The organism is Candidatus Enterococcus huntleyi, assembly GCF_009933175.1.
GTDB classification, from domain to species: domain Bacteria; phylum Bacillota; class Bacilli; order Lactobacillales; family Enterococcaceae; genus Enterococcus_K; species Enterococcus_K huntleyi.
Map to the genome: position 1 here is coordinate 1 of NZ_MAEJ01000010.1, position 12505 is coordinate 12505.

At 38.7% G+C, this 12505-nt stretch carries 9 protein-coding genes; 1 reads left to right on the top strand and 8 read right to left on the bottom strand.

Annotation, left to right across the window (positions count from 1 at the left end):
• Positions 1–786: 786 nt before the first annotated feature.
• The 8 genes from BAU15_RS06645 to dnaE all read right to left on the bottom strand — a co-directional run bounded on the left by BAU15_RS06645 (position 787) and on the right by dnaE (position 12150).
• Complete coding sequence (locus tag BAU15_RS06645; protein WP_161841957.1) at positions 787–2289, bottom strand: HAMP domain-containing sensor histidine kinase; 1503 nt, start codon at positions 2287–2289, stop codon at positions 787–789.
• Positions 2286–2972 carry a response regulator transcription factor gene (locus tag BAU15_RS06650; protein WP_161841958.1) on the bottom strand — a complete coding sequence of 229 codons (687 nt, stop codon included), beginning with the start codon at positions 2970–2972 and terminating at the stop codon, positions 2286–2288. Before BAU15_RS06650 ends, BAU15_RS06645 begins: the two co-directional genes overlap by 4 nt.
• Before the next feature lie 179 nt (positions 2973–3151).
• Positions 3152–4570: an NADP-dependent phosphogluconate dehydrogenase gene (gene gndA / locus BAU15_RS06655; RefSeq protein ID WP_161841959.1), complete on the bottom strand. Its 1419-nt coding sequence runs from the start codon at positions 4568–4570 to the stop codon at positions 3152–3154.
• 179 nt (positions 4571–4749) lie between these two features.
• Positions 4750–4929 (bottom strand): 50S ribosomal protein L32, encoded by a 180-nt coding sequence (rpmF, locus tag BAU15_RS06660; protein ID WP_161841960.1) that lies wholly within the window; start codon positions 4927–4929, stop codon positions 4750–4752.
• Positions 4930–4989: 60 nt separating this feature from the next.
• Positions 4990–5544, bottom strand: coding sequence for a YceD family protein (locus BAU15_RS06665; RefSeq protein WP_161841961.1), 555 nt, complete (start codon positions 5542–5544; stop codon positions 4990–4992).
• A 311-nt stretch (positions 5545–5855) separates the two neighbouring features.
• The gene (gene pyk / locus BAU15_RS06670) at positions 5856–7622 is read right to left on the bottom strand and encodes a pyruvate kinase (protein ID WP_161841962.1); all 1767 of its coding nucleotides are present in this window, start codon (positions 7620–7622) and stop codon (positions 5856–5858) included.
• 74 nt (positions 7623–7696) lie between these two features.
• On the bottom strand, positions 7697–8659 hold the full coding sequence (gene pfkA, locus BAU15_RS06675; RefSeq protein ID WP_161842123.1) for a 6-phosphofructokinase: 963 nt from the start codon (positions 8657–8659) through the stop codon (positions 7697–7699).
• Positions 8660–8829: 170 nt separating this feature from the next.
• The gene (gene dnaE / locus BAU15_RS06680; RefSeq protein ID WP_161841963.1) at positions 8830–12150 is read right to left on the bottom strand and encodes a DNA polymerase III subunit alpha; all 3321 of its coding nucleotides are present in this window, start codon (positions 12148–12150) and stop codon (positions 8830–8832) included.
• Between the two features lie 164 nt (positions 12151–12314).
• Between dnaE and BAU15_RS06685 the strand changes: the two genes are divergently transcribed.
• Positions 12315–12500: a YjzD family protein gene (locus BAU15_RS06685; RefSeq protein ID WP_161841964.1), complete on the top strand. Its 186-nt coding sequence runs from the start codon at positions 12315–12317 to the stop codon at positions 12498–12500.
• The last annotated feature ends 5 nt before the right edge of the window (positions 12501–12505 follow it).

The following is a 12505-nucleotide window of genomic DNA, read 5'->3' on the forward strand; positions in this document are numbered from 1 at the left end:
TTTCTTTCGGTGGAGCAAGCTCCGGTGAAAGAAAAAGCGTTCGACTTGCATGTATTAGGCACGCCGCCAGCGTTCGTCCTGAGCCAGGATCAAACTCTCATAATAAAAGTTAGAACAATCTTGCGATTGTTAAGCTCAATTTGTTTGCTAGCATATTGCTTGCTTTGTTAAATGTTTGTGACTTGAACGAATCAAGTACACACTACACATTTGGTTTGTCTTACTTTGTTCAGTTTTCAAAGGTCTACCATTGCTGTTTCAGCAACTTTTATATCTTATCAGTTAATCAAGTGAATGTCAACATCTTTTTTATAAAAGTTTTTTTCAACTTCTTTTTCAGAAAGTTGTTTGCTTGTTTCAGCAACTTAATTAGAATAACAGTTTCGTTGTTATCTGTCAACAACTTTTTTCAATAAATTTTATTGATTTATCAACTGTTTTCTTGCCATCTCTCTCGAGCGACTTTGTTATTCTATCATTATATTTTAGACAAGTCAACAAAACATTTAAAAACTTTTTTTGTGACATTTAATAAAACAAATAACGACTCGAACAAATACTAATATAGCAATACCTGTAAAAAAAATCAACTAAAAATAATAAGTTTTTTAAACTTTTCTCAAACACGAATTTTATATAGAATTCCAATGATTTCGCTCGTTTTTTTCTGCATTTTCCTATCTATTCTTTTTATCTATCTATCGATTGTTCGTTGTCAATTCTATGCAAACGGCTCACCCAACCTTAAATGGTCAGATGAGCCGTTTATTTTTGACTATAGTCACCTTATTTTTTCTTAATTGGAATAAAAATCCGGAAAATTGTCCCTTGATTTACCGCACTCTCTGCAGCAACTGTTCCTTTATAACTTTCAATAAGCTGCTTCGCTATCGAAAGACCTAAACCATTTCCACCTTTGTTTCTAGCTCTCGCCTTATCCACTCGGTAGAATCGATTAAAGATTTTTTTCAAGTCATCCTCAGAGATTCCTTCGCCAAAGTCTTGAATGGCGATTTCGAATTCATTCCGCGATGTAGAAATAGAAATGTGCACTTCTTTTCTCAAAGTCGAGTATTTAATCGCATTATCTAAAATAATAATGATGATCTGTTCAAAATGATTTCTGAAAATCCCTAATTGGATTTCTTCTGGGATATCATCGTCTAGCGTTAAAACAAAATCAGGATGCAAAATTTTGAAGTTGTTATAGACCTGATAGACAACTTCTTTCGCATTCGTCACTTCGTTAGCATAATGTATATCGACTTGTTCTGCTCTAGATAGATCAAGCATTTCCTGAACTAAGCTTTTCATACGACTAATTTCTTGCATGCTGGCATTCAAAGATTCTTCCAACACTTCAGGATCATCTTTGCCCCATCGGTTAAGCAAGCTCAAATGACCTTCAATAATTGCTACTGGTGTTCTCAGTTCGTGAGACACATCTTCGACAAACTGCTCTTGTTGCTCAATATATAGCCGCATACGATCTAGCATTTCATTAAATATCTCTGATAAGTCAGCCAATTCGTCATTTGTTTTAATGTCCTTCATATGAATATCAGATTGCGGATCTTTTCTGATGGTATCCATTGTATCTCTTAATTCCTTTAACGGTTTTAAAAAGTACGAAGACAAGAAGAAGCCTAGCACACTGCTAAGAATTAGAGAAACCACCTCTAAGACGATTAAAGTTAGCAACAGTTTATTTTTTATCTCATAAAAAGAAGACAATTCATAGAAGGTTTGAGCATAGCCTATCTTTTCTCTCGTGCCTTTCGAATAAATGACTTCGATTGATAGAAAGCCAATTTTACTATCTAAAGTGATAATCGTTGGTGATTTACGTGTTTCTTGAAAAAGTTTTTGTTTTCGATTTTGTGTTTCAAATACTAGTTCTTTATCGAGATTGTATACATATAAACTCAAGCCTTCTTGGCCTAATTCGGAAATAAACGGATCTATTTGCATTAATGTACCTTCAATAGTCGTCGTTTTCTCAAATTGTTGTCCATCTGAAAATATTGAATTCGATAAATTTTTATAAGTATCAGTAATCGTCAATTCTTTCTCTGAATTAGCCAATCGTGAAACCACTTCTGCGGTCGTCTTCTCCAGATTCCCTCGTTCTTTGGCGACAATTAAGTTGACTGATGATTTATAAGTAATAACGGCAAAAATGGTAAAAACCACAAATATAAAGAAAGAACTAGCCAAGGCCCACTTGATAGTCAAGGAAGGCCCCTTTAGTTCTCTTTTTTCCGCTCTTTTTATTTTGCTTTGTTTCACGAGCGCATCACATAACCTGTTCCACGGACAGTTTGAATATAGCTCTCTTCTCCAGGAACATCGGTTTTATTACGCAAGTAACGAATGTACACATCAACAACGTTTGTTTCTACCTCTGTCTCATAACCCCAAACTTTGTTAAGTAGAACATCTCTAGCTAATACAACATTGACATTTTCCATCAACGTTAATAGTAGCTCATATTCACGTTTAGTTAACTCGATTACTTCACTATCTCTTCTCACGACACGATTTTCTTTTTCAATTGTTAAATCGCGGTACGTAATCGTTGTTTGTTTCGCAACATTTTTGTCGCCTTCAATATCAATTCGACGTAGTAACGCACGCAAACGAGCAAGTAATTCTTCAATCGCAAAAGGTTTCACGATATAGTCATCGGCTCCATGATCCAAACCAGACACCCGGTCAATAACAGAATCTCTAGCAGTCATCATAATAATCGGCGTATTTTTTACTTGGCGTATACGACGGCAAACCTCCAAGCCATTTAGCTCTGGCAACATTAAATCTAAAAGAATTGCATCCCATTCACTATTCAGCGCAGCTTCCAGCCCTGTACGTCCATTGTAATGAACTTCTGTATTGTACCCTTCATGCTTCAACTCTAATTCGACAAAACGGGCCAAGTTCTTTTCATCCTCAATGATTAGAATATTACTCATGTATGCTTTATCCTTTCTCTTCCTAAGCTTTTTCGAAACCACATCATTATAACGGTTATTCCAAAAAAAATCTACTGTGTTTGTATTCCATCGCTTTCATAAAATAAAGACTGGGATATAACTGAAAGAGTTTTGTCCCAGCCTTTCAATTTTACCTACTCAAAATCGTTATTGACTGATTATTCTTCGTTATACCAAGAATAATGGAAGATGCCTTCTTTGTCGACGCGTTCATACGTATGAGCACCGAAGTAATCACGTTGCGCTTGGATTAAGTTCGCTGGCAATCTTTCTGAACGGTAAGAGTCGAAGTACGCAATGGCAGATGAGAAAGTCGGTACAGGTACACCAGCTTGAACAGCTAACGCTACTACTTCACGTACTGCTTGTTGGTATTTTCTAGTAATCTCCATGAAATACTCATCTAATAATAGATTTTCAATATCTGGTTCTTTTTCATAGGCATCAGTAATTTTTTGTAAGAAGCCTGCACGGATAATACAGCCCGCACGCCAAATCTTAGCAATCTCGCCAAATGGTAAATCCCATTCGTACTCTTTAGAAGCCACACGTAATTGCGCAAAGCCTTGAGCATAGCTCATGATTTTACTGAAATAAAGAGCTTCACGGATTTTTTCGATGAATTCTTCTTTGTCACCGTTGAAAGTAAAAGTTGGTTTTGGTAAAACTTTACTTGCAGCGACACGTTCTTCTTTATAAGCTGAGATATAACGAGCAAAGACTGATTCTGTAATCAATGGTAATGGTACACCTAGATCAAGCGCACTTTGGCTTGTCCATTTACCTGTTCCTTTGTTACCTGCAGCATCTAAAATAACATCAACGATTGGTTTACCTGTTCCTTCGTCATCTTTACGTGTTAAAATGTCTGCTGTAATTTCGATTAGGTAGCTATCTAATTCGCCTTCGTTCCACTCTTTAAAGATGTCTGCCATCTCATCCACTGAAACACCTAATATGTTTTGCATTAAGTCATATGACTCAGCAATTAGCTGCATATCGCCATATTCGATTCCGTTGTGAACCATTTTTACATAGTGACCTGCCCCGTTAGGACCAATATATGTAACACATGGCTCACCATCTTCAGCTTTTGCAGAGATTTGCTCTAAAATAGGGGCCACAAGCTCATAGGCTTCCTTTTGACCACCAGGCATGATAGAAGGACCTTTTAAGGCGCCCTCTTCCCCACCTGAAACACCAGTACCAATAAAGTTAATACCAGAGTCAGCTAACATTTCATTTCTACGGATAGTATCTTGGAAGAAGGTATTTCCACCATCAATTAAGATATCACCTTTATCTAAATGAGGAAGCAATTCTTGAATCGTCGCATCTGTTGCCGCGCCTGCTTTAACCATTAATAAAATGCGGCGTGGTGTTTCGATAGAAGCTACAAACTCTTCAATTGTATAAGTTGCTTTAAAATTCTTCGTTGGGTGCTCATTAACGACTTCTTCTGTTTTTGAACCCGTACGATTAAATAGGGCTACTGAATACCCACGGCTTTCAATATTTAAAGCTAAGTTTTTTCCCATGACGGCCATACCGACAACGCCAATTTGTTGTTTTGTCATTTGATTTCCTCCTGCATCTTTAAAATTCCTTTATAATCTCTCTCATTATATCCTAATAGAAAGAGATTGAAAACAAAAGAGTCTATTTTTAAGCGCTTCAACGCGATTTTTTTACAAAATAAACCCCAAGGCTCCATGGTTAGCCTTGGGGTTTTACATTTTTCTATGCTAAAAATGTACTATGCTTCTTTAGACGCAACGTCTTTCCCATCATAGTAACCGCAGCTTGCGCATACGTGATGGCTTTTTTTCATTTCACCACAGTTTGGACATTCGTTCAAACCATTAATAGTTAATTTGTAGTGAGTACGACGTTTTGCTTTTTTTGCTTTTGATGTTTTTCTAGCTGGTACTGCCATATCGTTGTTACACCTCCTTGTAAAAGACTTGTATCACGAGGATACAATTATATTCCAATCTTACTCGTTATCATCTGCTGAAAATAGCTCAGATAATTTTGCAAGACGAGGATCTACTTCACTGCTGACTGCTTCTTTTCTCTGCACATACTCTTCTTCAGAAATCACTTCCCAACTCTCTCCCTTAGGAAAGTCTTCGGACTTCATCTCCTCTTCAGTTAATACGCGCATCGGAATCATCAACAACAGGTTGTCTTCGATGGACTGCTTGAGATCTAGCTGAGCTGTCTCCAACAAAAGAATTTCTTCTTCTGGAATCAGTTCATCGCGACTTTGATACTGCTCTTCGGTCATAAAGACTTCATCGACTTCAAAATTCATCGGCAAAGCAACTGGTTCAAGTGAACGAGTTGACGGAACAGTGATCGTTGTTTGGATGTTGTAATGAACAAGATAGTCTTTTTTCGTTACCGTAATCAGACCCTCTACCTGAACTGGAGCAACATCCAATATTAAATTATCTCTTTTAATTAGATCACTTTTCAAGTCAAGTGTCTCACTAAAATTCAGGGGCGCCTCTTGGTATTTTCTTAATTCCAATAAAGACCATTTCATGTTTTCATCACCTCTACACAACAAAAGCTATTATACAGGGCTAAGAAAAGTTTGTCAATGAAATTTTCTTGACACCTTTTCATAGGCTCCTAGCGCTTTATTCATGTTATTCGATTGATCGATATAAATTATATTCTTTTGAATCAACGACTCACCTATTCACACCTCGAGGGCGTCCATTTACGTCATCAATCAAAAGAAGAAAAAACGAGAGCGGAACCTACGTTCCGCTCTATAGTTATGATTCAAGCAAATAAATCTATTCACCATTCCTCAATATCGATTTAATTAAATCAGTCGTTCAACTTAGCTTAGATAGCTGTTGTTTGACCACGGTAGACAATCCCACGACGAGGATCTACTGTGATTAATTCGCCATCAGCGATAGTTGAAGTTGCTTCAGAAGCGCCAACGATTACAGGAATATCTTTAGCAATCCCAACAACAGCTGCGTGAGAAGTTAAACCACCTTCTTCAACGATAAGTGCTGAAGCTTTTTCGATTGCTGGCATATATTCTTTGTCAGTTGTAGGAACAACTAGAACCATACCGTCTTTTGCATTTTTCACAGCTTCTGCTGCTGATGATGCAACGACTGCATTAGCAACGACTGTTTCAGAACCCACACCTTGTGCTTCTAAAAGTTTTGAACCAATCATTTGAATTTTCATTACGTTAGTTGTACCACGTTCGCCAACTGGAACACCGGCAGTGATTAAGATTAAATCTCCTTCAGAAGCGAAGCCTAATTCAACTGCTTTGTTAGCTGCTAATTCGAACATTTCGTCAGTTGTTGTTGGTTTTTCAGTAACTGTTGGATAAACACCCCAGTTTAACATTAAACCACGACGAGTACGTTCATCAAAAGTAACTGCTAAGATGTCAGCTTCTGGACGGTATTTAGAAATCATTTTTGCAGTGTAACCAGATTCAGTTGCTGCAACGATTGTTTTCACGCCTAAGTTTTTAGCTGCACGAGCAACAGATAAACCGATTGTTTCTGTTACGTCAGTTTTATCAAATTGGTTAACTTGGAAAGTACCTAATTCTGATAAAGCTTGTTCTGATTCTTCATCAATACGAGCCATTGTTGCAACAGATTGAACTGGGTAAGCACCATTTGCAGACTCACCAGAAAGCATAGTAGCATCTGTTCCATCAAACACAGCATTGGCAACGTCAGAAGCTTCCGCACGTGTTGGACGAGGATTTTGTTGCATTGTTTCTAACATTTGAGTCGCTGTAATAACTGATTTACCAGCTAAGTTACATTTTTTGATGATACGTTTTTGAGCTAATGGTACTAACTCAGCAGCGATTTCAACACCCATGTCTCCACGAGCAACCATGATACCATCAGAAACTTTGATGATTTCATCAATGTTATCGATTCCTTCTTGTGATTCAATTTTAGAAATGATTTGAACGTGGTTCATATCTTTTTCTTCTAAAATTTCACGAATATCAAGAACGTCTTGTGCTTTACGAACAAAACTTGCAGCGATAAAGTCGATATCGTTGTCTAAACCGAAACGGATATCATCTGCATCTTTTTCTGTAATCCCTGGTAAGCTGATTGAAACGCCTGGTGCGTTAACCCCTTTACGAGAGCCTAAGATTCCAGCATTTTGAACTTCAGTAACTAATTCGTTCGTTGCTTCATCTTTTTCGATGATTCTCATATCGATTAAGCCATCATCAAACAGTACGTGTCCGCCCACGTGAACATCATTGAATAAACCTGGATAAGTGACAGCAATTTTCTCTTTAGAGCCTTCTAAAGTGTCGTCCATAGAAATACGAACTACATCGCCAATTGAAAATTCAATTTTACCAGTTTCAGTGCCTTGAACAGTCGTACGAATTTCTGCTCCTTTTGTATCTAACAGGATAGCTACGCCTTGTCCAACTTGTTTTTCAGCTTCACGAACCATTGTCATACGAGACAATTGTTCTTCATGGTCACCATGTGAGAAGTTAAAACGGAAAACATTTGCTCCAGCTTTGATTAATTCTGCAATCAGTTCAACGCTGTTACTGGCTGGTCCTAATGTACTTACGATTTTGGTTTTTTTCATTACTAAACGCTCCTACTGTTTTATTTGTTTATTAATAGCCGTTAAGCTTAATAATCATGTGCTAGTTTTGCCTTTTAAAATGAAAGATGTTGATTTAACTCATATAAAGATAAATCAGGTTTGTGACGATTTTTTTCTAATGTTTCAATAATATCTGCAGCGACGACTTTGTTCTCTTCCATACCGATACATAGTCCGCCTTTACCCTGCATTAATAATTCAACTGCATGTGAACCAAATTTGCTAGCTAATACACGATCGCGAGCGCTTGGTGATCCACCACGAACCACGTGTCCTAAGATTGACACACGTGTATGGAAATCGCCATATTCAGATAATTGATCAGCGAAGTCATTTCCGCCCATCACACCTTCAGCTAAAATAATTAGACAATGTTTCTTGCCACGGTCACGACCTTCTTGGATACGTTTGGCAACGACAGCCATATCAAAGTCATGTTCGGGAATAATAATCTCATCCGCGCCACCTGCTACACCTGACCACAAAGCGATATCGCCTGCGCCACGTCCCATTACTTCAATAACGAATGTACGGACGTGAGAAGTTGCTGTGTCACGAATACGGTCAATCGATTCCAATACTGTGTTAATCGCTGTATCAAAGCCGATTGTAAAATCTGTTCCAGGAATATCATTATCAATCGTTCCAGGAACGCCGACAGCTGGAAATCCTCGTTTTGTTAAAGCCATCGCACCATGGTAAGAACCATCTCCACCAATCACGACTAAGCCTTCAATACCGAATTTTTTCAATTGTTCGATGCCTTTAAGTTGGCCTTCTTCTGTTGCAAATTCTGGGTAACGAGCAGAGTACAAGAATGTTCCTCCACGTTGAATCTTATCGCCCACATCTGCTACATCAAGACGACGAATATCTCCGGCAACCAATCCTGCAAATCCATAATTGATTCCGTATACTTCTAAACCTTCATAAATACCTTTGCGAACCACTGCACGAATGGCTGCATTCATACCAGGTGCGTCTCCGCCACTAGTTAAAATACCGATGCGCTTCATCTCAATCATTCACCTCATTAATATACTTTTTTTCTAAGTTAAGCACTTAGATAAAACCTTATTTTAACACTAACCACGTCCTATATTTTACCATTAAAACGTCGATATGTCTTGGGAAATAAACAAAAAAATGAAAAATGTTGAAAACGTGTGGTAAAATTTACCGTAAATTATTTGAAAACCACATTTCCTTCACCTAATATATAGCTTAATTGATTTTTCACCTCTTGGCTATCTTCTAGCCAATTTTCGGCACTTAACCCAATTTTTTTCCCACTTTGTTCAAAGAAGATAATGATTGGGACACTTCCTCTATTTTTTCTGAAAACTTGCTTCAGTTGATTCATCACCTCCGGCTGATCTTTTTCAGCTACGACACGTAAGAAACAAGTGGCTTTACTGATTGCTTGTTCAGCTTCGTCTGCACGTTGAATCGTCTCTGCTAAGACCTGCAGCTCCTGATTATAATTGCTTTTTTCAACCTTTCCAGAAACCAAAATCACTTGATTCTCTTCTAAAAAAGTCCGACTGCTTCGGTAAGTTTTTGGAAAAACAGTTAATGAAACTTCGCCACTCACATCATTGCCATCTATAAAAGCCATCTGCTCACCTTTTTTTGTCCGAATCTCACGAATACTTCGTACGTAGACGAGTAAATTGACTGTTTGTCCTGGCAAAATATCAGAAATTGCCGTAACTTTTTTCGCTAGACGGATACGCTCATAGTTTTCGGTTGGATGACCAGAAAGATAGGTGCCTAAATATTTTTCTTCAAACTCTAGCTTCTCCTCAAGTGAATAGTCCGCTATTTCTTCTTCTTTTAGCGACAAAATATCTAGCAAGCTTTCACTCCCACTACTAAAGACGACATTTTGAATTTTCCCTTCTAATTCTTTCAAAAGTTGACGACGATTAGGTTTCAGCTGATCAAAGGCTCCAATCAAAATTAGGGGTTCTAAATAATCAACTTTTAACCATTTTTTATCCAATCTAAGCAAAAATTGATCAAAACTCTTATAGCTCCCCGCTGCTTTTCGCTCCTCGATAATGGCCTGAATGAAATCTCTGCGGACTCCTTTAATTCCACTAAAACCAAATGCTAACTGATTTTTCGAATGAACCGTAAAACTATAGTTACTTTGATTAATCGTTGGTGGAACGATGTCTAACTTGTGTTTTCTCGCTTCATTAAGGTACTCTTTCATTTTTGTCGAATGGTGTCTCACAGAATGCAGTAACGCTCCGTAAAATGGCGCTGGATAATGAACCTTCAAATAAGCCATTTGAAAACCAACAAACGAATAGGCAAACGCGTGAGATCGATTAAAGCCATAGTCGGCAAAACGTTCGATATAATCATAAATCTCATTGGCTTTTTCTTTCGAGTGACCTTGCGCAACAGAACCTGTAACGAAGTTTCGCCGTTGCTCATCTAGGACTTCTTTTTTCTTTTTACTAATTGCTCGTCTCAGAATATCGGCTTGTCCTAGACTAAAGCCGGCCATTTTTGAAGCAACTTGCATAATTTGCTCCTGATACACGATAATTCCATAAGTGTTTGACAGGATTTCTTTTAAGCTATCATCTGGAAAATTAATTGGTTCTTGGCCTTTTTTACGCCGCACAAAGGTATCGATATTTTGCATCGGTCCTGGTCTGTAGAGCGCATTGACCGCTGCAATATCTTCAATCGATGTCGGTCCCAGCTTGCGTAACACATTTCTAATCCCAGCTGATTCAAATTGAAAGACACCAGAAGTCTCGCCTCTTTGAAAGAGCGCCAATGTCTCAGGATCGTCTAAAGGAATTTTCTTTAACTCGACCTCTTCTTTATACACGCGCTTGATGGACTTCAGCGCGTGATCAATGATAGACAGGTTCCGTAGGCCTAAGAAATCCATCTTTAGTAAGCCGACTGTTTCCACATCCGTCATCGTATACTGCGTCAAAAAGATTCCTTCCGTTCCTTCTTGTAAGGGCACTAGCTCCAATAGATTTTGGTCGCTAATCACAACCCCTGCCGCATGGGTCGAAACGTGGCGCGGAAGTCCTTCTAGTTGCAGAGCAGTTTTGTAAAGTAACTGATTTTGCTGATTGGCATTCACTAGTTCAACAAAACGTTGAGATTCTTCGTAAGCTTTTGCTAAGGTCATCTTCAGCGCATTTGGCACCGCCTGTGACCAACGATTGGCTTCACTTTGTGACAGTCCAAAGACTCGAGAGACATCTCGTAAGACCATCTTAGCTGCCATCGTACCAAACGTCGCAATCTGTGCAACATGGTACTGACCGTATTTTTCTTTGACATAATGGAGCACTTCTTCGCGCCGATTATCAGGAATATCCAAATCAAAATCGGGCATTGTATAACGCTCAGGATTCAGAAATCGTTCGAACAATAAATTATATTGCAATGGATCAACGTCGGTAATCGACAAGACATAGGCCACAAGAGAACCCGCACCTGATCCACGCCCCGCACCAGTCACAATCTGACTTTTATGGGCAAAGTCCATGACATCCCAAACGATGAGGAAATAGTCATCAAAGCCCATTTGATGAATAATACCAAGCTCATAGTCTAACCGTTGGTAATAGTCATCTGTTAGAGATTCAATACGTTGTTCAATCCGCTCCAGACACAATTGTCTCAAGTACAGATGCGGTTCTTGGTCTTCTGGCACCGGATAATGGGGTAGCAATTTTTGATGCAACGGCAAGACGACTTCGCAGGCATCGGCCATTTTTTCCGCATTCCTAACAGCCACTTCCAGTCCATTTTCCACAAATAATTGTTTAATCTGCACTTCAGTCATTAAATAATCCGGTCCCTCGATGAGCGCACGCTTGGATTTGCCACTTTCTAATTGCGTACCGGCTTGAATATGCTGCATCACTTCAATGGCAAAAGCCTCCGAAGCTTCTAAATAGCGCACACTGTGCAGCGCCAGTGGTTTTAGCAAATACTCTGCTTGTAACAGCTCCCACTCTGGATTCTGCTCAATAGAACCTATCGTAACCGCGACATAGACACTCTCCTCTTGAAAGAGTGAGAGCACTGTTTGTACTCGCTCATCAGTCCCAGGATGCTGTTCTAATGCTAACTCCGCGAACTCATTTGCCTCTGGGAGGACTGCAAAAAGGTCTGAAAACAGGTCTTTGTGCTCTTCTAAATAAAGTGTCCCCTCAATCATTCTCTTACTAGATAAGTACATTAATTGTTGGTAGCCTGTGTAATTCTTTGCGTAAAGTATCACGGCATGCGTCCGTTGTGTGACTGATGATTCATACTCAAGCGATAAACCAAATACGGGTTTAATGCCGGCTTTCTGACAGGCTTGAAAAAATTCTACCGCACCATGCATCGTGTTCTTATCAGTCACCGCAAGGGTTTTATAGCCTCGTTCTTTTGCCACATCCACATATTGGGCAATTTTCACCGTACTTTGTAATAAGGAATATGAGGTCACTGTATATAATTGTGGAAACAAATCCTACCGCCTCCTTTCGCTTGTTTTATTCATTTACTCTTCTATTATTTCCTCTACTTATCGGTTCAGCTTACCCGTTCAGCTATCGTGAGAAAATCTCACTCACATTTCTTTACATTTTCAGAAAATGTGCTACACTCATAAGTAGAAAAGAGGTGTTCTTCATGCGTTATATCGTGACTTTAATCTGGGCTTTTATGTTAGGTCAAGTTGTTAGTTATATCGGTGGGGCTTTAACACATGGCACTTATAATTTTGTACTCACAACGGTCATTTCACTTATTGCTGGTCTATTCGTTATTCTTATTGGAATGATTTCTCAGCCAAAAAAAGAAGCTGTACACAAATAATAAAA

Excerpts from the sequence above, each read along its gene's own strand:
- BAU15_RS06665 (WP_161841961.1), bottom strand. The coding sequence starts at position 5,544 with ATGAAATGGTCTTTATTGGAATTAAGAAAATACCAAGAGGCGCCCCTG.
- gndA (WP_161841959.1), bottom strand. The coding sequence starts at position 4,570 with ATGACAAAACAACAAATTGGCGTTGTCGGTATGGCCGTCATGGGAAAA.
- pfkA (WP_161842123.1), bottom strand. The coding sequence starts at position 8,659 with ATGAAGCGCATCGGTATTTTAACTAGTGGCGGAGACGCACCTGGTATG.
- BAU15_RS06685 (WP_161841964.1), top strand. The coding sequence starts at position 12,315 with ATGCGTTATATCGTGACTTTAATCTGGGCTTTTATGTTAGGTCAAGTT.
- pyk (WP_161841962.1), bottom strand. The coding sequence starts at position 7,622 with ATGAAAAAAACCAAAATCGTAAGTACATTAGGACCAGCCAGTAACAGC.
- rpmF (WP_161841960.1), bottom strand. The coding sequence starts at position 4,929 with ATGGCAGTACCAGCTAGAAAAACATCAAAAGCAAAAAAAGCAAAACGT.
- BAU15_RS06650 (WP_161841958.1), bottom strand. The coding sequence starts at position 2,972 with ATGAGTAATATTCTAATCATTGAGGATGAAAAGAACTTGGCCCGTTTT.